Raw genomic sequence first — 24,094 nt, 5'->3', positions numbered from 1 at the left:
CGGGACGGCACGGTTTGCCGTCCCGCGCGCCGAGAGGGGGCGGGCGCGGGCCGGGATCAGGCGGCGGCGCCCTCCCGGCCGAGCTCGGCGGCGGTGATGTCCTCCAGCCGCCGGCTGCGGGTCTCGATGGTCACGAACACCGCCAGCAGAACCGCCAGCACCAGCGGGACCGCGCCGAGCGCGGCGGTCACCCGCACCGACGGCAGCGCAACCCCGGCGACCACGACGGCGATCACCAGCACGCCGCCCGCCTTGGACATCCCGGCGGCCAGGCCGCTGCCCCGGGACCGGATCCGGGTCGGGTAGACCTCCGCGCCGTACGCCGACAGCACCGCCACCACCGAGCTGGACCCCCAGATCGGGATGACCAGCAGCGTCCGCAGCAGGGCGGAGTCGTCGGCCGCCGAGTCGCCGAGCGCCACGAAGCCCAGCAGTGCGGCGGCCACCACGGCGGAGAGCCCGATCAGCGTCCACCGGCTGGAGCGGTGGTACAGGTAGGCCACCAGGAAGTTCAGCGGGAAGCCGATGAGGGACGAGTCGCGCAGCACCCGGTCGGCCGTCACGTCGGTGTAGCCCAGGTGCCGCAGGTTGGTCGGGAGCCAGAGCTGGAACCCGTACAGCATGAGCCCGATGCCCGCGCCGACCAGCGCGAGCACCAGCGTCAGGCCGGTCCAGGGCGAGCGCAGCACCTGGAGGTAGTTGCCGCGTACGTCCCGCTCGGCCGCCAGCTCGGACTCCTCGATCGGTACGATCTCGGCCCCGTAACGGTGCAGCACGCGGCGCGCCTCGTCCTCCCGCCCGACCGCCAGCAGGTAGCGGGGCGACTCGGGGACCCACCGGGTGAGCAGGATGAACAGCAGCCCGGTCGGCAGGCCGATGAGCCACAGGATGCGCCAGCTATAGGTCGGGGTCAGCGACTCGGAAGCCCAGCTCGTCAGCACGTACGCGCCCGCGATGTCGCCGCCGATGAGGACCATCAGCCAGCCCCGGTGCCGGGCCGGGATGGTCTCCGACAGGAGGGTGAACGCGACCGGCAGCACGCCGCCCGCGCCGAGCCCCATGATCAGGCACATCAGCAGGTTCAGCTCGTAGCTCGGCATCGCCCCGCAGATGGACGTGCCGACGAACAGCACCCCCGCCAGGAGCATCGCGGCGCGCCGTCCTATGCGGTCACCGAGCCAGCCCCACACCAGCGAGCCCAGCACCGTCCCGGTGATGCCGAACAGCGGGAGCAGCGCCGCGGCCGGGTGGCCGTGCGGGTTGAGCGCGGTCTTAAGCCCGTACTCCTTGGCGAACCCCGGCACCACGAACGCCAGCGAGGTCGGCTTCATCACGTCGATGGTCACGGCGGCCGCCATCACCAGCAGCAGGCCGACGTGCGTCGCGCTGATCCGCGCCTCGTCCAGGGCGCGCACCCGCAGCCGGGCCGTGGCCGAGAAGTCGGCCCGGCGGGGCAGCAGGCCGAACCCGGTCGCGACGAGCCCGACCACGATGAGCACCATGCCGGTGGACATCGTCGCGTCCATCTTCATCCCGGCCATGTGGTAGTGCATGTCGCGGGCCTGGAAATACATGGGCAGATGCAGCACGACCCCGAGGGTCACCAGCGCCGCGCCGGTCCAGAACAGCGCGGGCCGCCGGCCTCCCGGCGAGTTTTCCGTTGCTTCGCGCAATATTTCCCTTTCGCCGTAATCGGTCATTTTGCAGATCGTAAGAAGAGCGGCCGCCCGACATATCTTCGAGAATGCTCGAAGCGGGGTCTTGACATTCGGGGATTGCGCCGGCCGGGACCGTGCGAGCGCATCCGGACCGCCGCAATACAGCATTTTCGCGGAACGCCTTTCGGGACGGCCGGGGTCATGCTGGCCACTGCATCGACCCGCCGAGGAGAGGACCCGGCCCGTGACGGACCTGAAGGCTGTCATCGCCGACCTGACCGCCGAGAGCGAGCAGATCGACCACATGGTCGAGGGTCTGCCCGCCGACCGCTGGGAGGCGCCGACGCCCGCCCCCGGCTGGACAGTCGCCGACCAGGTGGCCCACCTGGCATTCATTTATCGGCTGGCCGGGACCGCCGCGTCCGACGCCGAGGCGTTCCGGGCGCTCACCGAGCGCGCCAAGGGCGACTTCGACGGCGCGGTGAACGCCGCGCTGGCGCAGTACCCGCGCACCGAACCGGACCGGTTGCTGCAGCGGTGGCGCGCCGAGCGGGACGCCGGGATCGCCGCGCTCGCCGCGTTCCCCGAGGACGGCGCGGTGCCGTGGCTGGTCAACCCGCTGCCCCCGGCGATCCTGTGCTGCGCGGGGATCATGGAGACGTTCGCGCACGGCCAGGACGTCGCCGACACCCTCGGGCTGCGGCCGGAGCGCACCGACCGGCTGGAACACCTGGTCGGCTTCGCCGTGCTGACCCGCGACTTCGGCTACCAGTCCCACGGGATGACCCCGCCGGACTTCCCGTTCCGCTACGAGATCACGCTGCCGTCCGGACGACTCTGGGAGTTCGGCCCGCCGGACGCCGCGGACCGCGTTTCCGGCCCGGCCGAGGACTTCTGCCTGCTGGTCACCCGGCGGCGGCACCGCACGGATCTGCGGGTGAAGGCGGAGGGCGCGGAGGCGGGCCGCTGGCTGGACATCGCCCAGGCGTACCGGGGGCCGGCCGGGGCGGGCCGCGAACCCGGCCAGTTCAGCCGACCGCGATGACCAGGATGCTGGTGACCGGCGGGGCCGGGTTCATCGGCGCGAACTTCGTGCGGCACACCGTCCGGCACCATCCCCGGTACCGGATCCGGGTGCTCGACGCGCTGACCTACGCCGGGGACGAGCGGGCGCTCGATCCGGTCGCCGACCGGATCGAGTTCGTGCGCGGCGACGTCTGTGACGCCGGGCTCGTGGACGAGCTGGTCGCCGACGCGGACGTCGTGGTGCACCTGGCGGCGGAGTCCCACGTGGACAACTCGCTGGACGACCCGTCGCCGTTCGTCCGGACGAACCTGCTGGGCACCTTCACCCTGCTGGAGGCCGTCCGGCGGCACGACCGCAGGCTGCACCACGTGTCCACCGACGAGGTCTTCGGCGACCTCGGGGCGGGCTCGACCGAACGGTTCACCGAGACGACGCGCTACGACCCGTCCAGCCCGTACTCGGCGACCAAGGCGGGCTCGGACCTGCTGGTGCGCGCGTGGGTGCGGTCCTACGGCGTCCGGGCGACGCTGTCGAACTGCGCCAACAACTACGGGCCGTTCCAGCACATCGAGAAGTTCATCCCCAGGCAGGTGACGAACCTGCTGCTGGGGAGGCCGACCAAGCTGTACGGGACGGGGGAGAACGTCCGCGAGTGGACGCACGTGGACGACCACAACGCTGCCGTCCACCTCATCCTGGAACGCGGCCGGATCGGCGAGACCTACCTCGTCGGCTCCGGCGGTGAGCAGACGAACAAGCAGGTGCTCGACCTCGTCCTTGAGCTGATGGACCAGGCGCCCGGCTCCTATGAGCACGTCCCGGACCGGCCCGGCCACGACCTGCGCTACGCCGCCGACTCCACGAAGCTGCGAACGGAGCTCGGCTGGCGCCCCCGGCACGCCGACCTGCGCGCCGGGCTGACCCGGACCATCGAGTGGTACCGCGCCAACGAGTGGTGGTGGAAGCCCGACAAGGACACGACCGAGGCGCGTTACCGGAGGCTTGGCCGCTAGAGCTCGTCTCAAAGCCGGATGCCCTACTGCGCGACGCTCGCCACGGGCGCCGACTTCGAGACTCGCCCTAGGCGCGCCCCGGACGGCGGGAGCGTTCCCCATGGAAGCATCATCGGTCAGCCACGTCAGCTACGACCTCTCCTGGTCGCTGGTCACCGTGCCCGGCCTGCGGACGGACGGCCGGGACCTGGCGCGGACCCTGTCCGCCGTCGAGGCGGGCGGGGCCACGGCGGAGATGCTCGGGCTCCGCCCGCTGGACGGCGGGTTCGAGCTGACCTTCGTCATCGGCCGCGCCGCCCGCGAGCCCGTTCTGGCGGCGCTGGCCCGGACCGCGGACCGGCCGCCCGCCGTGCGGTGCCGGGACGACGTGGTGCGCCTGGCCCTGCACGGCGAGGGAATGCGGGTGGACGCGCGGCCCATGCCGGCGTTCCACGCCGCGCTCATGCGCGCGGGGGCGGCGACGCTGGCCACGGCCACCACGAACTGGGCCATCGAGGCGGTGTGCCCGGCGGACGCCCTCGACCGGGCGGTGCGCAGCCTATGCGCGGCCTTCGTCGTCCGCCCGGTCCCCCCGGCCCGGCCGCCCCGCACCGGCAACGGCGCAGGTGGACGCAACTTCGGAGATGCACGGCCGGTGACGGCCCGCCGATGATGGTGGCGATCTTCGATGGCCGCCGCGCCATCGCGATATCCGAGAGACGAGCAGGATTCATGCGATCTCAGCTCCATTCCGAAAACCCGCTCCTGGACTTCTGGGAGTCGACACGGCTGAGTGCGGACGAGGCCCTCGACCCGCCCGAGCCGGAGCGCCCAGACGCCGCCACGGCGGCCGACCAGGCGCTCCGGGTGGTGCTCGCCGACGCGCTGGGACGCGGCTGCGGGCAGCGGCCCGGCACGGTGCTGGCCAAGGACGGCACGTTCGTCCAGGCCCGCACCACCCCCTCGGCGGGCGCGCTCTACCCGTTCGAGGTGCTGGTGAGCCTCGGCCCGGGCGGCACCACCTACCTGTACGAGATCGACGCGGGACGGCTCAGCCCGCTGGCGTCCGGCCCCCCGGTCCCGCCGGATGAACTGGCCGCCGGAGCCGGGATCGGCGGGCGCGGCGGCGCGGTCCCGCGCGCGGTCGTCGTCTTCGCGGCGCGGCCCTGGCGGTCGATGGCCAAGTACGGCGTGCGCGGCTACCGCTACACCTTCCTCGACACCGGGCACGCCGCGTCCAACCTCGCCCTCGCGCTGCGCGACGCGGGCCTCTCCGCGACCGTCCACCTGCGGTTCCGGCGGCAGTGGCTGGCCCACGCGCTGGGCCTGGCCGGGACCTGCCGGGAGCCGCAGGCCGTGGTGACGGTCACCGGTACCCCGGAGCCGCCGACCCGGGACGCGGACGCGGCGCGGCCGGTGTGGCTGGACCGGGGGCAGGCGCGGCTCGATCCGCCGGACGACGCCGAGCGGCGCAACTTCGCGACGCTGCGCGGCATCAGCCTGTCCTACGGCCCGGCGACGCCGCCGTGGCCCGGCCAGGCCACGTCCCTCTCCGAGGCACGCCACGGGGGCCGCGCCGCCGGTCCAGGTGGGCCGGGCGGCCCGGCCCCGGTGTGGCTGCCACGCCGCAAGGCCGGGCCCGGCGACCGCGCGGAGCTGATGGCGCGGCGGGAGTCCGCCAAGGGCTTCCTGCCGGACCCGATCCCGCTCGCCCGGCTCGCCGCCCTGCTGGACGGGGTGAACGGCGGCCTGGACGCCGACTTCGCCGACCCGGAGCTGGGCGTGGCCGTGCGGATCGTGGCCCGCGCCGTCGAGGGCCTCGCGCCGGGCGCGCACGCCTACGCGCCGAGCGGGCACATGCTGCTGCCGATGGGCGAGGGGGAGGTGGCCGAGGCCGACGTGCTGGAGACCTGCCAGCGGCAGGCCGGGCTGCGGCACGCCGCCGCGCTGGTCCTGCTGCACGCCCCGGTGCCGGAGGTGCTGCGCGAACACGGCCGCGGGGGCCTGGCGGAGCTGCACTTCCATGCCGCGCACGTGGCCCAGCGGATGTGCCTGAACGCGACCGCTGCCGGGCTCGGCCTCACCTGCGTCGGCGGGTTCGACGAGGCGCACGGCGCGCGGCTGGGGCGGCTTTCCCGCGACGAGGAGATCGTCTACCTGCTCGCCGTCGGGGTGCCCGACCCCGCCGCGCGCAAGACCGACCGGGAGGCGGTCGCGTACAGCCACGGCAGGACGGTCGTGGACGCGGGCGGCCCGCCCGTCCGGACCGGCGGCGCGGCGGCCGGGGAGGTGGACGTCGCATGCTGACCGGACAGCCGTCCGGCGCGCTGACCGGCGAACCGACCGAGCTGGTGGCGGGGCTTGCCGCCGGCGCGTTCGCGGGGTCGCCGCCGACCGAGCGGCACCGGGAGCTGGCCCGCACGGCGCGCACCATGTTCACCCCGGACCGCCTGGCCGGGTGGCGGGACGGACCGGACGGTCCGCTGACCGCGCGCGCCTGGCGCGACCTCGCCCGGCACGGCCTGCTGGGCGTGCCGCTGGCCGCCGAACTGGGCGGACGTGGCCTGGGGATGCTCGGCAGCCTCGTCCTCAGCGAGGCGATGGCCCCGCTCGGGGACGCCGGGATCATGCTTGCGATGCACGTCCACAACGACGTGGCGACGCAGTGGCTCGCCGACGCGGATCCCGCGCTGCGCGACCGGTACCTGCCCGGCCTGCTGGACGGGACGCTGAGCGCCTGCCAGGCCGACACCGACCCGTCCGCCGACGAGCCCGCGACCGCCTGTCGGACCGGCGGCCACGTCGTGCTACGGGGCGCGAAGCAGTACGTGATCAACGGCGCGGGGGCGGGGCTGTGCTTCGTCAGCGCCCGGCTCGACGGGGAGCGCGCGCTCGTCCTGGTGCCCAAGCAGACCCCCGGCGTGTCCGTCGCGCACGTCTATGACAAGTTCGGCACCCGGTCCGCCGACTCGGCGCGCATCGAGTTCGACGACGTTCGCGTCCCGGCCGACCACGTGCTGTCCCGGGGTGGGGTCGGGCAACTGCTGCGCTGGAACCGGGTGATGTCCCGGATGCGCTACCTCATCGCCTTCGACGCGTACCTGATCCACCGGCGGCTGCTCGACCACGCCGTCCGGCACGTCACCCACCGCCGGCTGGGCGGGCGGCTCCTGGGCGACTGGCCCGCCACCGCCCACCCGCTCGCCCGCGCCCGCGCGGACGAGGAGCTGATGGCGGCCGGGATCGCCGCGCTGGCGGGCCGCGTGGACGGGCCCTCCGCTCCCGTCCCCGAGGTGGCGGAGCTGAAGTGGTTCTGCGTCGAGCGGGCCTGCGACCTGGCCCGGCTCTGCTGCGACCTCGAAGGCGGCGCGGGCTACATGTGGGACAGCCCGTCCCTCCGGGCCTACGCGCAGCTCCGCGGCCTGCGGATGGCGGGCGGCAGCCAGACCACGATGCTCACCCTCGCAAACCACAGCTTCGCGAGCCGGGCCGAACTCGACGGCCTCGGCGAAGCGGGCACGCGGCGGCGGCCGGCCCCGACGGGCGGCTCCGGAAGGGGACGCGACCATGCGTGACCGGCAGCTCGACCCGATCGTGCGCGAGGCCTGCGCGCGCTTCGCGTCCCGGACGGCGCTGAGACAGGGAGACGAACGGCTCAGCTACGCCGAGCTCGCGGACCGGTCCGCGCGGCTCGCCGTCGTCCTGGACCGCATGCTGGACGCCGGGACCGGACCCCGGCGCGACCGCGTTGCCGTCTGCGCCCGCAACAGCGTCGACTACGTCCTGTCCTATCTCGCCCTGCTGGCCACCGGACGGGTGCCGTTCCTGGTGGACGTGGCGTTCGGGGAGAACGAGCTGGAGGCGATCAGGACCGGCTGCGGCGTGACCGCCTTCCTGGTGGACGCGGGCACCGCGGACCGGTTCCCGCTGCCCGGCACCGTGACGCCGGTCGCGGGCGGCGGGCACGCGCTGGTCACGGTCGAGGCGGCCGGTGCGCCGCCCGCGCTGCTTGCGGACACGGCGGTGTGCCGGTTCACGTCCGGGACCACGGGCGTGCCGAAGTGTCTGGAGTTCTCCGGCACCGCCGTCTTCAGCGCGGCCCGCAACTGGGTCGAGGGCACCGGGCTGGACGGGACCGACCGCACCCTCTGCCTGGCGGCCTTCACCAACGGCTTGGCGTTCAACACGTCCCTGCTGTCGAGTTTCCTCGTCGGCGCGGAGCTGGTGTTGCACACCGGCCCGCCCACCTCGGCGCGGATCGCGCGGGCGGTCGCCGACTCTGGCGCGACCCGGCTGGTCGCGTTCCCGCTGGTGTATCGCACGCTCGCCGCGTCCGACCTGGCGACCGCCCGGCTGGCCCGGCTCGACCTGGCGATCTCGGCGGGCGCGGAGCTGCCCGCCGAGACCCGCGCCCGGTTCGAGGAGCGGTTCGGGGTGCGGATCGCCGACTACTACGGCGTGGCCGAGGCCGGGCCCTGCACCTTCGAGCGCGACCCCGGCTACCGGCGCGGGCTGGGCACGCCGCTGCCCGGGGTGACGCTGCGCCCCCGCCGGCGCCCGGACGGCGGGACGGAGATCCTGCTGCGCACCGCGTCCATGGCGAGCCGGTACCTGAACGCGCCCGGCGAGCTGGAGGGGCGGCTCGACGCCGACGGCTACTACCGCACCGGCGACCTCGGCCACCTGGAGGACGGGCGGCTGTTCGTCACCGGACGGGTCGCGGGGGTGATCAACCTGGCCGGGCGCAAGATCGACCCGCGCGAGGTGGAGCGGGTCGTCCAGGCGATCGACGGGGTGCGCGACGCGGTGCTGTTCGCCGACACCGACGCCGACGGCCAGATCACGCTGCACATGGCGGTGGTGGGCGACCGGCCGCTCGCTCGCGCGGACATCCTCGCGGGCTGTCGCGGCCGTCTGGCTGCCTACAAGGTGCCGCAGCGGGTCAGCTTCGTCGCCGAGATCCCGCGCTCGTCGGCGGGCAAGGTCCGCATCAACGACCTCCGCGCCACCGTCGCCGCCTCCGCCGGAGCCGGACCGGACACCCAGACGCCCACGCGAGGACGGGAGAGCATGCGATGACCGACGCGGACACGCGAACCGGCGCGACCGGCGCGATCGGCGTGACCAGTGCGATCGGCACGGCCGAGCCGGGACGGGCCGACGACGGCCTGCGCGAACGGGTCGAGGCGCTGGTGGTCATCGCCACCGGACGGGTGGTGTCGGCGGACGACCTGCGCGGTGCCGGCGGATCGCTGGTCGAGGCCGGGGTCAACTCCATCGCCTACATCAACCTGCTGGAGGCGCTGGAGCGACTGTACGGGGTCGAGCTCGACACCGAGCGCGACCCCGAGGCGCTCGCGACGGTGGACGGGATCGTCCGGCTCGTCCGCGCGGCCGGGCGCGGCGGCGATGGGACGCCGGCATGAGCGCCGAGCCCGGGACGGTCCGCCGTCTGCTGGCCGATCTGCTGGCGGACGGCCGTCCATGCCCGGAGGCCGTGCTGTCCCGGCTGCTCGCGCCGGACGACGAGGTCTCGTTCCCCGATGCCGCCACCGTCCTGGAGCACACCACCGGGGTCCTGCCGCTGCTCGATCTGTTCGACCCGACCGACCATCCGCTGCCGGACGCCGTCCGCCGGGGGGCGTCGCCGTGCGCGCTCGCCCTGTTCACGCCGGGCATGGAGCTGTCGCCACGGGTCCCGTCGGTGCGTGCCCGCAGCGTCGGCGACCGGGTCGTCCTGGACGGCCGCCACCGCTACGGCAACGCGGCGGTGGAGGCGGTCCTCGTGCAGGTCGGGTTCGGCGACGGGCTCCGGCTCTGCCTGGTCTCGCACGACCATCCGGCGGTGTCGGTCGGCGGCGGGGGAGCGGGCGAGGGCTGGGGCTGGGCCGAGTCGGCGGAGGCCGTGATCGACTCCCGGCTCGTCTCGCCGCCGGTGACCTGGGACGCGGGCTCCCCGGTGGTGGCCGCGCTCGACGCGTACACCTGGAGCTACGTCACCCTCGCGGTCGCACATGCCGCCTCGGTCGTCGCGGGGCTCCGCCGGGTGCTGGCCGTCCCGTCCGGGGACACCGCGCCGCTCAGTGGCTCGCAGTTCCTCGCGCACGAGCTGTCCCGGCTGGACATCGAGCTGAGCCTGCTCGCCGAGCTGGCCCGCCTCGGTCCGCGGCTGCGCGGCCCGGACCGCGGCGGCACGTCCGCCGCCGCCGCGCTGGCTGCGTGCACTCGGCTCACCCAGCGCACCGCGCGGATCGCCGCCGACTTCGCCGCCGAGCTCGGACTGGCCCGGCCCGACGTGTGGCCCGCCGCCGCGCACGCCCACTTCGGCGGACGCCGCATGGCCGAGGCCGAGCTCGCCCGACGCATGGGCCTGCTCGAAGGGAGGCGCTGACATGGGTACGCCCGTCCTGGTCTGCGGGCGCGCCGGAAGGATGGCCCGCCTGGTCGCGGCCGCCGTCCGGGACGCCGCCGATCTCGACTTCGCCGCCCACCTCGACCTGCGCGACGGGACCGCCCGCGACCTCGCGGACCGGCTGCGCGCGGTGCCGGGCGGGCCGCCCGTGGTCGTGGACTTCACGAACCGGGCGGCGACCGCCCGGCTGCTGGCGGCGGCCGAGCGCACGCCCTGCGCCCTGGTCATCGGCACCAGCGGCCTGACCGGCGCGGACCACGCGCTGCTGCGGCGGGTGGCCGAGCACCGCGCCGTCGTGCAGGAGGCCAACTTCAGTCTCGCGCTGGCGCTGGTCCGGCGGTTCGTCGCCGACCTCGCCGGGACGCTGCCGTCCGGCTGGGACGCGGCCGTCGTGGACATCCACCACGCCGCCAAGGTGGACGCGCCCAGCGCCACCGCCCTGGCGCTGTCGCGGGCCTGGGGCGAGCACCGGGGCGACGCGCCGATCTCGTCCCTGCGGTTCGGCGACGCCGTCAGCGAGCACCGGCTGCTCGCGGGGGGCCCGGCCGAGCAGATCGACGTCGGGCACCGGGTCAACGACCGGTCGGCGTTCGTCCCAGGCGTGCTCGCGGCCATCCGTTTCGCGGGCCGGGCCGCGCCCGGCCGCCATGCCCTGGAGGAGGCGCTATGCGGCTAGCCACACCACACCATCTGCGGGATCTGGTCACCGAGCGAACCCGCGAGCGGCCGGACGGCATCGCGCTGTGCGCGCCGGGACGGCCCGCCCTGACCTTCGGTGCGCTCGCCGGGCAGGTCGCGGCGACCGGGCGGCGGCTGCGCGAGCTGGGAATCGGCCCCGGGGACGCGGTGGCCCTCGCGCTGCCGTCCGGCCCCGACCTCGCGACCGCGTTCCTCGGCGTCGCGACGCACGCCTCGTGCGTGCCGCTCAACCCGGGGCACCGGCTGGAGGAGTTCACGCACTTCCTCGCCGGGACGCGGGCCAAGGCCCTGGTGGTCCCGCCCGGCGACGAGGGGGACGCCGTGGCCGCGGCCAGGCGGCTCGGCGTGCCGACGCTGGAGATGGCCGTCCGCCCCGGGGATCCGGCGGGCGTCTGGACGCTCGCGGGCGACCCGGTCGGACAGCCCGTCCCCGACGCGGAGACCCGGCCCGAGGACGTCGCCCTCACGCTGTTCACCTCCGGCACGACGGCCCGTCCCCGGATGGTCCCGCTCACTCACGCCAACCTGCTGACCGCCGCGTGGAACACCGGCCGGGCGCTGGAACTGACGCCCGACGACCGCTGCCTCAACGTCATGCCGATGTTCCACGCGCACGGCCTCACCAGCACGCTCCTGGCATCCTTCGTGCACGGCGCGGGGATCGTGTGCCCGCCGGGCTTCGACGCCACCGCGTTCATGGACTGGCTCGACGAGTTCCGGCCCACCTGGTACACGGCCGTTCCCGCGATGCACACGGCCCTGCTGGACGAGGCGGACCATACCGGCAGACGGCCGGGCATCCCGCTCCGGTTCATCCGCTCGGCGTCCGCGCCGCTCCCGGACAGCGTCCTCGCCCGGCTGGAAAAGCTCTTCGACGCCCCGGTGGTGGAGGGGTACGGGCTGACCGAGGCGGCCTCGCTGGTCACCTGCAACCCGCTTCCGCCGCGTCCGCGCAAGGTCGGTTCGGTGGGCGTGCCGGTGGGCGGGCCGGTCGGCATCCTGGACCCGGACGGCCGCGCGCTGCCGCCGGGCGACGCGGGGGAGATCGCGATCCGCGGCGGCAACGTGACCGCCGGGTACGCGGGCGACCCGGCCGCGAACGAGGCCGCCTTCACCGGCGGCTGGATGCGCACGGGCGACTACGGCTACCTCGACGCCGACGGCTACCTGTTCGTCATCGGCCGGGCCAAGGAGATCATCAACCGGGGCGGCTCGAAGGTGTCGCCCGCCGAGGTGGACCAGGCGCTGACCGGGCATCCCGGCCTCGCCGAGGTCGCGGCGTTCGGGCTGCCGCACCCGACGCTGGGCGAGGACGTCGCGGTCGCGGTCGTGCCGCGCCCCGGCATCCAGGTGGATGAGCACAGCGTGCGCGCGTTCGCCGCGCGGCGGCTGATCGACCACAAGGTGCCCAGCCGGGTGTTCTTCGTGGACGAGTTGCCCCGCAACACCACGGGCAAGGTGCAGCGGGTACGGCTGACCGAGCGCTACACGACGGCCGCGCGGCCCACGCCCGCACCGCCGTCCCCGGTCAGGGACACCGAACGCCGGATCGCCGCCATCTGGGTCGCCGTCCTGGACGTGCCCGAGGTCGATCCGACCATCAGCTTCTTCGAGCTCGGCGGCGACTCGCTAGCGCTCGCCCGCGTGGCCGAGCGGCTGCGCGAGGAGACCGGACGGGCCGTCCCGAAGTCGACGCTGCTCATGTACAGCACGGTCCGCGCGCTCGCCGAGCATCTGGACGGGACCGCCGCGGAGGACACGGCGGGCGACGCCGACGTGCGGCGCCTGGCCGCCGGGCGGGAGCGCCTCCAGGCCCGGCGGCGCCGGCGCGGCCCGGTGGCGGGGGAGGACCGTTGACGGAGACCGGCCTGGAGATCGCGATCATCGGCATGGCGGGCCGGTTTCCCGGTGCGGGCGACACCGGCCGGTTCTGGCGCAACCTCCGGGACGGCATCGAGTCGATCACCCGGTTCACCGACGCCGAGCTGGCCGGGGCGGGCGTGCCCGAGCGCGTCCTCGCCGACCCGGACTACGTGCGGGCGCAGGGGGTGCTGCCGGACGCCGACCGGTTCGACGCCGAGTTCTTCGGCATCAGCCCCCGCGAGGCCGACCTCATGGACCCGCAGCAGCGGGTCCTGCTGGAGTGCGCCTGGGAGACGCTGGAGGACGCCGGCTACGACCCGGACCGCGTCGGCGGCCCGGTCGGCGTCTACGCCGGGACCTACTACAACTCCTACCTGCCGCTGCTGCCGCCGACCGACGACGACGGCGAGCGGTTCGCCCGCGCCATCGCCAACGAGAAGGACTACGTCGCCACGCGGCTGGCCCACCGGCTCGACCTCACCGGCCCCGCGCTGACCGTGCAGACCGCCTGCTCGACGTCGCTGGTCGCCGTCCACCTGGCCTGCCAGGCGCTGCTCAGCGGCGAGTGCGACCTCGCGCTCGCGGGCGGCGCGACGGCGCGCGCCGCGCAGGTCACCGGATACCTCTTCCGGCCCGGCGGGATCTTCTCGTCCGATGGCCACTGCCGGGCGTTCGACGACCGGGCCGAGGGCACCGTTCCGGGCAACGGCGTCGGCATGGTGGCACTGAAGCGGCTGGCGGACGCGCTGGCGGACGGCGACCAGGTGCACGCCGTCATCCGGGGCTCGGCGATCGGCAACGACGGCGGCGACCGGGCCGGGTTCACCGCGCCCGGCGTCGCGGGCCAGGCGCGGGTGATCGCCGCCGCGTACGCGGCGGCCGGGGTCGATCCGGCCACCGTCGCGTACGTCGAGGCGCACGGCAGCGCGACGCGGCTCGGCGACCCGATCGAGGTCGAGGCGCTCACCCGGGTGTTCGGGGCCGCCGGGGCGGCCCCCGGCGGCTGCGCGCTCGGCTCGGTCAAGACCAACATCGGGCACACCCACGCCGCCGCCGGAGTGGCCGGGCTGATCAAGACGGTGCTGGCGCTGCGGCACGGGCTGATCCCGCCGAGCCTGCACCACGAGCGCCCGAACGCCGAGATCGACTTCGCCGCGGGGCCGTTCCGGGTCGTCCGCGAACCCCGGGACTGGCCAGACCGGGACGGGCCACGCCGCGCCGGGGTCAGCTCCTTCGGGATGGGCGGCACCGGGGCGCACGTCGTGCTGGAGGAGGCCCCGCCCGCGCCGCCGCCCGGCCCGCCCGGCGTCCGGCTGCTGCGCCTGTCGGCGCGCACCGAGCAGGCGTTGGAGGAGCAGACCGGTCGGCTGGCCGCGCACCTCGCCGCGGATCCCGGCGCCGACCTGAGCGCCGTCGCGCACACCCTGGCGCGTGGACGGCGCGCGCTGCCGCACCGCCGGACGGTCGTCGCGGCCGACCCCGCCGAGGCTGCCGAGGCGCTCGCCGCGCGGGACCAGCGTGCCGTCCGCACCGGCGGACCGGCCTCGTCCCGGCCGTCGGTGGCGTTCCTGATCCCCGGCGTCGGCGACCAGCGCCGGGGGCTCGGCCACGGGCTCTACCGGACGCAGCCCGTCTTCCGCGCCGTCGTGGACGAGTGCGTGGACCTGCTCGAACCGCTGCTGGGCCGGGACCTCCGCGAGCTGCTGTATCCGGCGTCCGGCGAGGCCGCGCCGAACCGAACGGACCTGCGCGCGATGCTCGGCCGCCGCGCCGCCGAGCCCGCCGACCCGCTGCACCGGACGCGTTACGCGCAGCCGGCCGCGTTCGTCACCGGCTACGCCCTCGCCCGCCTCTGGGCGGCGCACGGGATCCGCCCGGACGCCCTGATCGGCTACAGCCTCGGTGAGTACGTCGCGGCGTGCCTGGCCGGCGTCTTCACGTTGCCGGACGCGTTGCGCCTGGTCGCGCGGCGTGCGGAGCTGATCGACGAGCTTCCTCCCGGTGCGCTGCTGGCCGTCCCGATGGCCGAGCAGGACGTCGCGGAGTACCTCCCGCCGGACGTGCGGGTCGCCGCCGTGAACGGTCCGAACCTGTGCGTCGTCGGCGGCCCGGCGGCCGACGTCGCCGAGGTCGGGCGGCGGCTCGCGGACGCGCGCGTCGCGTTCCGGCGGCTACCGGCGACGCAGGCGTTCCACACGCCGATGATGGCCCCGGTCGTGGACGACTTCACCGAGCTCGTCGGCACCGTCCCGTGCCGTCCGCCCGAGGTGCCGTACGTCTCCAACGTCACCGGAACCTGGGTCACCGCCGAGCAGGCCACGGACCCGGCGTTCTGGGGCGCGCACCTGCTGCGGCCGGTGCGGTTCGCGGACGGGCTCGCCGCGCTGGACCCGTCCGCCGACCGGCTGCTCGTCGAACTCGGCCCCGGCCAGTCCCTCGGCAGTCTCGCCGCGCAGGTGAGCCCCACGGCCGAGCCCGCGGTGCCGAGCCTGCCAGGCGCCTTCGACACCGACCCCGAGGAGCGGCACTTTCCGTCCGCCGTGGGCCGGTTGTGGCTGCTCGGCGCAGAACCCGACGTCCCCGTCCCCGAAGGCTGGACGCCCCGGCGGGTGTCGCTGCCGACGTACCCGTTCCAACGCCGTCGGCACTGGGCGGCGGTGAGCGGTCAGCCCGCGCCGGCTCCGGCCCCGGCACTGGTCAGGAAGACCGACGTGGCGGACTTCTTCCAGGTGCCGTCCTGGCGGACGCTTCCCCCACAGCCGGTCGGCAGGCCGTCCGGCGGGGAGCACTGGCTGCTCTTCGTGGACGACGCCGGAGTCGGCGAAGAGCTGGCCGCCGCCCTCGCCGACACCGCCGCCTCGGTGACCACCATGACCCGCGCCGACGCCGGCGACCACGCCGAACTCCTGACCACGCTGCGCCGTGACGGCCGCCGCCCCGACCGGATCGTCCACCTCTGGACGGTCGGCCTCGGCCCCGACGCGGACGAGCCGGACGGCTTGGACCGCGGCTTCGGCAGCCTGCTGGCGCTGGGTCGGGCGCTCGGCGGCGAGCCCGCCGACGAACCGGTGGAGCTCACCGTCGTCACCGACGACCTGCACGTGGTCGCGGGCACCGAGGCCGGGTCGCCGCTGAGCGCCACCGTCCTCGGTGTCTGCCGGGTGCTGCCGCTGGAGCACCCGCACCTGCGTTGCCGCAGCGTGGACGTGTCACTGTCGAGCGCGACGCCCGCGCAGGCCGCCCACCGGCTCATGGCCGAACTGTCCGAGCGCGAGGCGACCGCCGTGGTCGCGCTGCGCGGCCGGCGGCGTTTCACCACCGGCTTCGAATCCGTCCGGCTGGAGCCCGCGGGCGACGTCCCGCCTGGGCGCAACTACCTGATCACCGGTGGGCTGGGAGGGGTGGGCCTCGCCATCGCACGTGAGCTGGCCCGCGTCGAAGGGGCGGGGCTCGCGCTCGTCTCGCGGACCGGCCTGCCACCCCGCGACCGGTGGGACGACCAGGACGGCGAGACGGCGACCCGCGTCCAAGCCGTCCGGGAACTGGAGCGGCTCGGCGCACGCGTGGTCGTGCTCGCCGCCGACGTCACCGAACCCGGACACCTGCGACGGGCGGGAGAGCTGGCCGTCGCGGAGCTGGGCCCTGTGCATGCCGTCGTCCACGCTGCGGGCGTCGCGGGCGGTGGCCTCGTCCGGTTCCGGGATCCCGCCGACGCGGCCCGCGTCCTCGCGCCGAAGGTGCGCGGCGGCCTCGCCGTCACCGCCATGGCGGGACACATCGGCGCGGACGCCGTGGTGCTGTGCTCGTCCACCCTCGCCCTGACCGGCGCGGTCGGCCAGGCGGACTACGCGGCGGCCAACGCCTTCCTCGACGCGCTCGCGCAGCACGCCGCCGCGAAGGACGGCAAGCCCCAGGTCATCTCGGTCGACTGGGACGCCTGGCAGGACGTCGGCATGGCGCAGCGGCACCTGGCCGGCGAAGCCCCGCCCGTCCCGGACCATCCGCTCCTGCGCGCGCGCCTGGAGCGCGCCGAGGCGCAGGCGGTGTACGACGCGTCCGTCAGCGGCGCGACCGCCTGGCTGGTGGACGAACACCGGATGCTCGGCGACCCGGTCGTCCCGGGCACCGGCCACCTGGAACTGGCCCGCGCGGCGTTCGCCGACCTCACCGGCGCGGACCAGGTCGAGCTGACGGACTTCCGCTTCGCGACCCCGGTCGTCCTCGACCGGAACGGCGAACGGCCGCTCCGCGTGGTCTTCGACCTGTCCGCCGAACCGGCGTGGGTCACGGTCGTCGGCCCGCGCCCGGCGGACGGCGAGTCCCGCTGGCAGGTGCACGCGACCGGCCGCATCGCGCCGCGGGACGACCCGCCGCCTCCGGACCGTCCGATCGACGAGCTGACCGGCGGTATGCGCGACCTCGGCCTGCCCGAGCACACCGATCTGATGAGCTTCGGCGGGCGCTCCCGGTGCCTTCGCCGCGTCTGGCAGGGCGACCGGGAGGCCCTGGCGGAGCTGGTCCTTCCCGACCCGTACCTGGACGACCTCGACCGGCTGCACCTGCACCCCTCGCTGCTCGACCTCGCGGCCGGGTTCGTCGGGACGCGGCTGGCGGAGACCTTCCGCATCCCGATCTCCTACGGGCGGCTGCGGCTCTACCGGCCGCTCACCCGCCGGATCTTCAGTCACCACTGCTACACCGAGGACGACCGGCCGGAGAACGAGACCCGGACGGCCGACATCACCCTCTACGACGAGGACGGCCGGGTGCTGGCTCAGATCGACGACTTCGTCCTCAAACGGGTGGCCGACCTGCGACGAACCCTCGACGACGCCCGCGCCGGCACCGGCCCTGACGCCGCGTTCCTCGAATACACGCCGCGAACGACGGCCGTGCCGGGTCCGCTCGCCGGGCACCTGGCCACCGGGCTGAAACCCGCTGAGGGAGCCGACGCCCTGCGCCGCCTGCTCGCGGCCGGGATCGGTCCGCAGGTGGCGGTGGTCGCCAAGGATCTCGACGCGGTCGCCGCCGACATCGCCGCCTCAGCGCTGACGCCCGGCGCGGAGCGGGCCGTCCGGCGGTCGGCACCGCACCCGAGACCGCGGATCGGCACGCCGTACCGTCCTCCCGCCGACCCGCTCCAGGAGAAGCTCGCCGCGCTCTGGCAGGACCTGCTCGGCATCGATCGGATCGGCGTGGACGACATGTTCTTCGAGCTGGGCGGGCACTCACTGCTCGGCCTGGAGATGGTCAACCGGATCGGCCGCGACCTCGGGCTGACCGTTCCGCTCGGCGCGCTCTTCGAGGCCCGCACGGTGGCCCAGCTCGCCGACCTGCTGCACCGCGAGGCGGCACCGTCCGCCGAGTTCGAGACCCGGGAGGAATGATGGGGCGGTTCACGACGGTCGGCGTGGTGGGCGCCGGGGTGATGGGGACCGGGGTGGCCCAGGCGGTCGCCCAGGCCGGGATGGACGTCGTCCTGGTGGACACCGGCGACGACATCCTCGACCGGGCCCGCCGGGCGATCGACGAGGGCCTGCGGATGCGCCGCCTGCTCGCCCGCGACGCCGTCCCCGGCGGCGACCGCGCCGAGATCCAGAAGCGCATCGACTACCGGACCGACCTCGCCGCCCTCGCCCGCGCCGACTTCGTGGTGGAGAACATCACCGAGGACATGGCGCTCAAACAGGGCGTGTACGAGCGGCTGGACGAGGTCTGCCCGCCGGACACCGTGTTCGCGGCGAACACCTCGGTCATCTCGATCACCGCGATCGGCGCGATGACGGGCCGTCCGCACGCCGTCCTCGGCATGCACTTCATGAACCCCGTCCCGATGCGTCCGATGGTGGAGGTCATCCGCGGCCACCACACCTCGGACGCCACGGTCGAACGCGGAAAGGCCCTGCTGGACGCGCTGGACAAGGAGGCAGTGGTGGTCGCGGACTCGCCCGGCTTCGTCACCAACCGGGTGCTGATGTTGACCGTCAACGAGGCGGCGTTCCTCGTACAGGAGCGGGTGGCGGAGGCGGCCGAGATCGACCGGTTGTTCCGGGGCTGCTTCGGCCACCGGATGGGGCCGCTGGAGACCGCCGACCTGATCGGCCTGGACACCATCCTGGCGTCCATCGAGGGGCTGCACACCGCGTTCGCTGACAGTAAGTACCGGCCCTGCCCGCTGCTGCGGCGGATGGTGGCCGCCGGGCTGCACGGCCGCAAGAGCGGCCGGGGCTTCTACGTCTACGACCACGCGAAGTGAGGAAACCGATGGACGACGTCCGACCCCGGGTCCGCGACTTTCTCGCCCAGTACATCCAGGGTTGGGAGATCGCCGACGACGAGGACATCTTCGCCGCCGGGCACGTCAACTCCCTGTTCGTCATGCAGCTGGTGCTGTTCGTCGAGAACGAGCTCGGCTGCGAGGTGCGGGACGAGGACCTGGTGCTGGCGAACTTCAGCAGCGTGAACGCGATCGCCGCCCTCACCGCCGGACGACCGGAGGCGGTGGGCGGATGAGGACGCCCCCGGACACCGCTTCGGACCTCACCGAAGCCCAGCGAACGGCGCGGGCGGGGTTCGCGGCGTTCGCCGACGAGCACCTCGTCCCGTACGCCGACCGCTGGGACCGTGAGGAACGCCTTCCCCGCGAGGTGACCGAACACCTGGCCGCCGAGGGCCATCTGGGCGCGGCGGTCCCCATCCGGTACGGCGGCGCCGGCCTGGACGCCGTCACCTTCGGGCTGCTGCACGCCGAGGTCGGACGCGCCTGCTCGTCCGTGCGCAGCCTGCTCACCGTGCACAGCATGGTCGCGCACGCGCTGGACCGCTGGGGCCGGCCCGAACAGCGGCGGCACTGGCTGCCCCGGCTGGCGGACGGCACGGCCCTCGGCGCGTTCGCGGTCACCGAGCCCGACGCGGGCAGCGACCTGCAGGCCGTGGCGACCACCGCCCGGCGCGACGGCGATGACTACGTCCTCTCCGGGCGCAAGCACTGGATCACCTTCGGCCAGTACGCCGACCTGTTCCTCGTGCTGGCCCGGCTGGACGACAGGCCCGCCGCGTTCCTGGTCGAGCGCGACCGGGGCGGCCTGGACGTGCGGCCCATGACCGGCGCGCTCGGCACCCGCGCGTCCATGCTGGCCCGCGTCCAGATGGACGGCTGCCGCATCCCGGCGGCCAACCTTGTCGGACGACCCGGATTCGGGCTGTCGGCCGTCATCGCGACGGCTCTCGAACTCGGCAGGTACAGCGTCGCCTGGGGCTGCGTCGGGCTGGCCGAGGCGTGCCTGCGCGCCGCCCTCGGCCACGCGGCCGCGCGGCGGCAGTTCGGCAGCGCGCTGCGCGGGCACCAGCTCGTCCAGCGGATGCTGGCCGACATGGGCACCGGCGTCACCGCCGCTCGCCTGCTCTGCCTGCGGGCCGGACGACTGCGCGAGGCGGGCGACCCGGCCTCGGTGCACGCCACCTGGATGGCCAAGTACTTCGCGTCCACCGCCGCCGCCCGCGCCGCCGGTGACGCGGTGCAGATCCACGGCGCGCGTGGCATCGGCCCAGACGAGCCGGTGCAGCGGTACCTGCGCGACGCCAAGGTCATGGAGATCATCGAGGGCAGCACCCAGCTCCAGCAGATCATGCTCGCCGAGTCCGCCTACCAGATGTTCCCGGTTGACTCGTACGACACGGAAAGGACGAGCGGATGACCGCCGACCAGGCGAGCCCGGTCCGCCGCACGCTGAAGTGCGTCGTCTGGGACCTGGACAACACGCTCTGGGACGGGGTGCTGCTGGAGGGCGGGGCCGACCGGCTGCGCCCCGGCGTCGCCGAGGTGCTGCGCACGCTGGACGAGCGCGGCATCGTGCACTCGGTCGCCAGCCGCAACGACCCGGACGCCGCGCTCGACAACCTGCGGCGGCTCGGCGTCGCGGACTACTTCCTGCACCCGCAGATCGGCTGGGGCGTGAAGTCCACGTCCGTCGAGGCCGTCGCCGAGGCGCTGAACATCGGGCTCGACGCGATCGCCTTCGTCGACGACGACGCGTTCGAGCGCGAGGAGGTCGGCTTCAAGCTGCCGCAGGTGCGCTGCATCGACGCGGCGGACGTGGCGGGCCTCGCCGACCGTCCGGAGTTCACCCCCGAGGTCGTCACCGTCGACGCGAGGCGGCGCCGCCTGATGTACCGCGCCGAGTCGGAGCGGCGGGCCGTCCAGGAGCGCTTCGACGGACCGGCCGAGGAGTTCCTCGCCACCTTGGACATGCGGCTGACCATCGCCGAAGCGGGCGTGGACGACCTGCGCCGGGCCGAGGAGCTGACCGTGCGCACCCATCAGCTCAACACCACCGGCCGCACCTACTCGATGGCCGAACTGGACGCCTTCCGGAACTCCGAACGGCATCGGCTCTACGTCGTCCGCCTGGAGGACCGGTACGGCCCGTACGGCACGATCGGGCTGACCCTGCTGGAGCGGGACGGCGCGGACTGGACGATCCGGCTGCTCCTGATGTCTTGCCGGGTGATGTCGCGCGGCGTGGGGAGCGTCGTCATCACGTTCCTCCGCCGCCTGGCCCGCGACGCCGGGGCCCGGCTGCTCGCCGAGTTCGTGCCGAACGGCCGCAACCGCATGATGTACGTGACCTACCGCTTCAACCAGTTCACCGAGATCAGCCGGGGCGGCGAGACGCGGCTCCTGGAATGCGACCTCACCGATGTCCCCTCGTTCCCGGACCACCTGCGGGTGGAGACCCCGGGCGGCCGCTGATGCCGGCCGAACCGGCCGTGGGCGCACGGGCCGTCCCTTCCGCGATCGGCCTGGTCAGACCACGGCCCCGGCCCGGCGCGGCGGTCCGGCTGCTGTGCTTCCCGCACGCGGGCGGCGGCGCGGCGGCCTACGCCGACTGGCCGGACGGCCTGGGCCCGGACATCGAGGTCTGCGCGGTCCAGCTGCCCGGCCGGGAGGCACGGATCGGGCTGTCGCCCTTCCAGAACGTCGAAGAGCTGGTGGCGGCCCTTGAGGCGAGTGTCGGCGCCGAGCTTGACCGGCCATTCGCGCTGTTCGGGCACAGCATGGGCGCGCTGGCCGCCTTCGAGTTCGCCCGCCGGCTGCGGGAGGGCGGGCGGCCCATGCCGGTCCACCTGTTCGTCTCCGCCCGGCCCGCGCCGCACCTGCCGCCGCCCCGGTCCGGCGCGCACCTGCTCTCGGACGACCGGCTGCTCGAACGGGTGCGCGAACTCGGCGGCACCCCGCCGGAGGTGCTGGCCGACGCCCGCCTGATGCGGCTGGTGCTGCCGGTGCTGCGCGCCGACTTCGCCGTCAACGACGGTTACCTGCACCGGCCGGGGCAGCCGCTCGACTGCCCGGTCAGCGCCCTGGGCGGACGCGCGGACGCCGAGATCTCCCCGGCCGCGCTCGCCGGATGGCGGACGCACACGACCGGGTCCTTCCGGATGCGCCTGTTCGAGGGCGGCCACTTCTACCTGCGGGACGAGCCGGAGGCGGTGCTCCGCCTCGTCCGGGACACCCTTTCCGCCCGCTGAACGCCGAACCCGTTTGAAAGCGAACCCCGTCTGAAACCGAACCCCGTCTGAACGCCGAAACCCCGTCCGGCCCGTGCCGCGGCCGGACGGGGTTTCGGCGTCCGCGATGCGCTCAGTACCCGGAGCGCGCGATCCGCTCGTCGGTGAGCCGGTCACGGAGGTCGGTGCGCAGCGCCTTCTTGTCGAGCTTCCCGATGTTGGTGCGGGGCAGCTCGTCCACCACGACCAGGCGTTCGGGGAGCTTGTAGGGGGCCACCTCGGCGCGCTCCATCTCGGCGCGGACCTCAGCCAGCTCCACGCGCGCGCCCGGCTGGAGGACCACGTACAGGCAGACCCGTTCGCCGAGGTCCGGGTCCGGCATCGCGACGGCCGCGGCCAACGCCACGCCGGGCACCCGGTAGGCGAGGTTCTCCACCTCCTCGGCGGAGATCTTCTCGCCCGCCCGGTTGATCATGTCCTTGTCCCGGCCCTCCACCACCAGGTTCCCGTCCGGACGCCTGCGGACGATGTCCCCGGTGCGATACCAGCCGTCGTCGGTGAACGAGACCCGGTTGTGCCCGTCCGCCCGGTAGTAGCCGCGTGGCGTGTACGGGCCGCGGGTCAGCAGCACGCCGGGCGTCCCGTCCGGCACCGGCCGGCCGTTCAGGTCGACGATCGCGATCTCGTCGTCCGGGGAGATGGGCCGCCCCTGGGTGTGGCACACCACCTCGTCCGAGTCGTCCAGGCGGGTGAAGTTGAGCAGGCCCTCGGCCATGCCGAACACCTGCTGCAGCCCGCAGCCGAGGGTCGGCCGCACCCTGACCGCGACCTCGTCGGCCAGCCGCGCGCCGCCGACCTGGAGCACCCGCAGCGAGCCCAGGTCGTGGCCGGGCCCGGTCTCCTGGAACGCCAGCCAGCTCTGCGCGACCGCAGGCACGGCGGCGGTCACCGTGACCCGCTCCCGCTCGATCAGGTCGAACACGCGCTTCGGCGCGGGGGACGGCGCGACCACCACGCGTCCGCCGGAGAGCAGCGCGCCGAGGACGCCCGGGCAGCCGAGCGGGAAGTTGTGCGAGATCGGCAGCGCCGCGAGGTACACCGTGTCCGGGCCGAAGCCCGAGACCTCGGCGCTGCGCCGCACGTTGTAGGCGTAGTCGTCGTGCGTGCGCGCGATCAGCTTCGGCAGGCCGGTGGTGCCGCCGGACAGCAGGAACAGCGCCACGTCCCGGCCGTGCGGCGCGACGGCGTCCAGCGCGTACCGGGCCGCGTCCGGGTCGTCCGCCGGACGGCACAGCGCCCGCAGGTCCACGGTGTCGTCGTCCGGGCGGTCCCCGGCGGCCAGCACGCGGGCGACGCCGGGCTGCTCCGCGCGGATCCGCCGCGCGAGGTCCTGGTGGTCGAAGCGGGCGTTCCCGGCGGGCACCGCGAGCGCCCTCGCCTCCGCCCGCTCGGCCAGGTGGGAGATCTCGCGGCGGCGGTGCGCGGGCAGCGCCATCACCGGCAGGATTCCGGCGCGCAGGCAGGCCAGTGTCAGGACGACGAACTCCCACCGGTTGTCGAGCTGCATGATGATCCGGTCGTCCGGCCGCAGGCCCAGCCCGAGCAGCCGCAACGCCGCCCCGTCCGCCCGCCGCACCAGCTCCCGGTAGGTCATCCGGACGCTCCCGCTCACCAGAGCCACGGCGTCCGGTGCGGCGTCGGCGACAGCGTTGACCAGCTCGCCCAAGGGACGCCCCTGCCAGTATCCGGCGGCCTCGTACCGTTCCGTCATCTCCGGCGGCCAGGGCGTGACGCCCTCACGGCTGGGCCGGCTCCGCTCTCCCGTCACAGCGTCCCCCTCGGGCTGGGCTTTCTCCGAATATCTCCGGGGTGCTCCGCCGGGGCATCTCCGAATTTGCCGAGGTCACGGCAAGGACGAACGCGGGCCGGAACGACG

At 74.6% G+C, this 24,094-nt stretch carries 18 protein-coding genes; 16 read left to right on the top strand and 2 right to left on the bottom strand.

What is annotated here, in order from left to right:
* Window positions 1–56: 56 nt before the first annotated feature.
* Window positions 57–1,700: an MFS transporter gene (locus AB0I04_RS44815; protein WP_360899242.1), complete on the bottom strand. Its 1,644-nt coding sequence runs from the start codon at window positions 1,698–1,700 to the stop codon at window positions 57–59.
* A 202-nt stretch (window positions 1,701–1,902) separates the two neighbouring features.
* On the opposite strand from AB0I04_RS44815, the gene AB0I04_RS44810 reads away from it, so the two are divergent.
* From AB0I04_RS44810 to AB0I04_RS44735, 16 genes are all read left to right on the top strand, one after another.
* Window positions 1,903–2,703: a TIGR03084 family metal-binding protein gene (locus AB0I04_RS44810; RefSeq protein ID WP_360899239.1), complete on the top strand. Its 801-nt coding sequence runs from the start codon at window positions 1,903–1,905 to the stop codon at window positions 2,701–2,703.
* A complete protein-coding gene (gene rfbB / locus AB0I04_RS44805) occupies window positions 2,700–3,698 on the top strand; it encodes a dTDP-glucose 4,6-dehydratase (RefSeq protein ID WP_360899236.1) in 999 nt (332 codons plus the stop codon). Before AB0I04_RS44810 ends, rfbB begins: the two co-directional genes overlap by 4 nt.
* A gap of 100 nt (window positions 3,699–3,798) precedes the next feature.
* Entirely contained in the window at window positions 3,799–4,350 is a 552-nt protein-coding gene (locus AB0I04_RS44800) for a hypothetical protein (RefSeq protein WP_360899233.1), read from the top strand.
* Window positions 4,351–4,409: 59 nt separating this feature from the next.
* A complete protein-coding gene (locus AB0I04_RS44795; RefSeq protein WP_360899230.1) occupies window positions 4,410–5,984 on the top strand; it encodes a nitroreductase family protein in 1,575 nt (524 codons plus the stop codon).
* Window positions 5,978–7,252, top strand: a complete 1,275-nt coding sequence (locus tag AB0I04_RS44790; RefSeq protein WP_360899227.1) for an acyl-CoA dehydrogenase family protein — start codon at window positions 5,978–5,980, stop codon at window positions 7,250–7,252. The genes AB0I04_RS44795 and AB0I04_RS44790 overlap by 7 nt, the downstream gene beginning before the upstream one ends.
* Window positions 7,245–8,756, top strand: a complete 1,512-nt coding sequence (locus tag AB0I04_RS44785; RefSeq protein WP_360899224.1) for a class I adenylate-forming enzyme family protein — start codon at window positions 7,245–7,247, stop codon at window positions 8,754–8,756. The genes AB0I04_RS44790 and AB0I04_RS44785 overlap by 8 nt, the downstream gene beginning before the upstream one ends.
* A complete protein-coding gene (locus tag AB0I04_RS44780) occupies window positions 8,753–9,103 on the top strand; it encodes a phosphopantetheine-binding protein (protein WP_360899221.1) in 351 nt (116 codons plus the stop codon). The genes AB0I04_RS44785 and AB0I04_RS44780 overlap by 4 nt, the downstream gene beginning before the upstream one ends.
* Window positions 9,100–10,068, top strand: a complete 969-nt coding sequence (locus AB0I04_RS44775) for a hypothetical protein (RefSeq protein ID WP_360899218.1) — start codon at window positions 9,100–9,102, stop codon at window positions 10,066–10,068. Before AB0I04_RS44780 ends, AB0I04_RS44775 begins: the two co-directional genes overlap by 4 nt.
* Window position 10,069: 1 nt before the next feature.
* Window positions 10,070–10,765, top strand: coding sequence for a dihydrodipicolinate reductase C-terminal domain-containing protein (locus tag AB0I04_RS44770; protein ID WP_360899215.1), 696 nt, complete (start codon window positions 10,070–10,072; stop codon window positions 10,763–10,765).
* Entirely contained in the window at window positions 10,756–12,645 is a 1,890-nt protein-coding gene (locus AB0I04_RS44765) for a non-ribosomal peptide synthetase (RefSeq protein ID WP_360899212.1), read from the top strand. Before AB0I04_RS44770 ends, AB0I04_RS44765 begins: the two co-directional genes overlap by 10 nt.
* Window positions 12,642–18,038, top strand: coding sequence for an SDR family NAD(P)-dependent oxidoreductase (locus tag AB0I04_RS44760; RefSeq protein WP_360899209.1), 5,397 nt, complete (start codon window positions 12,642–12,644; stop codon window positions 18,036–18,038). The genes AB0I04_RS44765 and AB0I04_RS44760 overlap by 4 nt, the downstream gene beginning before the upstream one ends.
* Window positions 18,038–18,907, top strand: a complete 870-nt coding sequence (locus AB0I04_RS44755; protein WP_360899206.1) for a 3-hydroxyacyl-CoA dehydrogenase NAD-binding domain-containing protein — start codon at window positions 18,038–18,040, stop codon at window positions 18,905–18,907. Before AB0I04_RS44760 ends, AB0I04_RS44755 begins: the two co-directional genes overlap by 1 nt.
* An 8-nt stretch (window positions 18,908–18,915) precedes the next feature.
* Entirely contained in the window at window positions 18,916–19,164 is a 249-nt protein-coding gene (locus tag AB0I04_RS44750; RefSeq protein WP_360899203.1) for a phosphopantetheine-binding protein, read from the top strand.
* Entirely contained in the window at window positions 19,161–20,348 is a 1,188-nt protein-coding gene (locus AB0I04_RS44745) for an acyl-CoA dehydrogenase family protein (RefSeq protein ID WP_360899200.1), read from the top strand. Before AB0I04_RS44750 ends, AB0I04_RS44745 begins: the two co-directional genes overlap by 4 nt.
* A complete protein-coding gene (locus tag AB0I04_RS44740; RefSeq protein WP_360899197.1) occupies window positions 20,345–21,403 on the top strand; it encodes an HAD-IIIC family phosphatase in 1,059 nt (352 codons plus the stop codon). Before AB0I04_RS44745 ends, AB0I04_RS44740 begins: the two co-directional genes overlap by 4 nt.
* A complete protein-coding gene (locus tag AB0I04_RS44735) occupies window positions 21,403–22,179 on the top strand; it encodes an alpha/beta fold hydrolase (protein ID WP_360899194.1) in 777 nt (258 codons plus the stop codon). Before AB0I04_RS44740 ends, AB0I04_RS44735 begins: the two co-directional genes overlap by 1 nt.
* A gap of 112 nt (window positions 22,180–22,291) precedes the next feature.
* Here AB0I04_RS44735 and AB0I04_RS44730 read toward each other — a convergent pair whose 3' ends face one another.
* The gene (locus tag AB0I04_RS44730) at window positions 22,292–23,929 is read right to left on the bottom strand and encodes an AMP-binding protein (protein ID WP_360899191.1); all 1,638 of its coding nucleotides are present in this window, start codon (window positions 23,927–23,929) and stop codon (window positions 22,292–22,294) included.
* Window positions 23,930–24,094 lie beyond the last annotated feature (165 nt).

It is taken from the genome of Actinoallomurus sp. NPDC050550 (assembly GCF_040655075.1).
In the GTDB taxonomy this organism is placed as follows: Bacteria; Actinomycetota; Actinomycetes; order Streptosporangiales; family Streptosporangiaceae; genus Actinoallomurus.
This window is presented reverse-complemented; position numbering and strand designations above follow the sequence as displayed.

Bases quoted from the DNA above. Each gene is read 5' to 3' on its own strand.
- AB0I04_RS44815 (WP_360899242.1), bottom strand. From the start codon at position 1,700: ATGACCGATTACGGCGAAAGGGAAATATTGCGCGAAGCAACGGAAAAC.
- rfbB (WP_360899236.1), top strand. From the start codon at position 2,700: ATGACCAGGATGCTGGTGACCGGCGGGGCCGGGTTCATCGGCGCGAAC.
- AB0I04_RS44800 (WP_360899233.1), top strand. From the start codon at position 3,799: ATGGAAGCATCATCGGTCAGCCACGTCAGCTACGACCTCTCCTGGTCG.
- AB0I04_RS44795 (WP_360899230.1), top strand. From the start codon at position 4,410: ATGCGATCTCAGCTCCATTCCGAAAACCCGCTCCTGGACTTCTGGGAG.
- AB0I04_RS44790 (WP_360899227.1), top strand. From the start codon at position 5,978: ATGCTGACCGGACAGCCGTCCGGCGCGCTGACCGGCGAACCGACCGAG.
- AB0I04_RS44785 (WP_360899224.1), top strand. From the start codon at position 7,245: ATGCGTGACCGGCAGCTCGACCCGATCGTGCGCGAGGCCTGCGCGCGC.
- AB0I04_RS44780 (WP_360899221.1), top strand. From the start codon at position 8,753: ATGACCGACGCGGACACGCGAACCGGCGCGACCGGCGCGATCGGCGTG.
- AB0I04_RS44775 (WP_360899218.1), top strand. From the start codon at position 9,100: ATGAGCGCCGAGCCCGGGACGGTCCGCCGTCTGCTGGCCGATCTGCTG.
- AB0I04_RS44770 (WP_360899215.1), top strand. From the start codon at position 10,070: ATGGGTACGCCCGTCCTGGTCTGCGGGCGCGCCGGAAGGATGGCCCGC.
- AB0I04_RS44765 (WP_360899212.1), top strand. From the start codon at position 10,756: ATGCGGCTAGCCACACCACACCATCTGCGGGATCTGGTCACCGAGCGA.
- AB0I04_RS44755 (WP_360899206.1), top strand. From the start codon at position 18,038: ATGGGGCGGTTCACGACGGTCGGCGTGGTGGGCGCCGGGGTGATGGGG.
- AB0I04_RS44750 (WP_360899203.1), top strand. From the start codon at position 18,916: ATGGACGACGTCCGACCCCGGGTCCGCGACTTTCTCGCCCAGTACATC.
- AB0I04_RS44745 (WP_360899200.1), top strand. From the start codon at position 19,161: ATGAGGACGCCCCCGGACACCGCTTCGGACCTCACCGAAGCCCAGCGA.
- AB0I04_RS44740 (WP_360899197.1), top strand. From the start codon at position 20,345: ATGACCGCCGACCAGGCGAGCCCGGTCCGCCGCACGCTGAAGTGCGTC.
- AB0I04_RS44735 (WP_360899194.1), top strand. From the start codon at position 21,403: ATGCCGGCCGAACCGGCCGTGGGCGCACGGGCCGTCCCTTCCGCGATC.
- AB0I04_RS44730 (WP_360899191.1), bottom strand. From the start codon at position 23,929: ATGACGGAACGGTACGAGGCCGCCGGATACTGGCAGGGGCGTCCCTTG.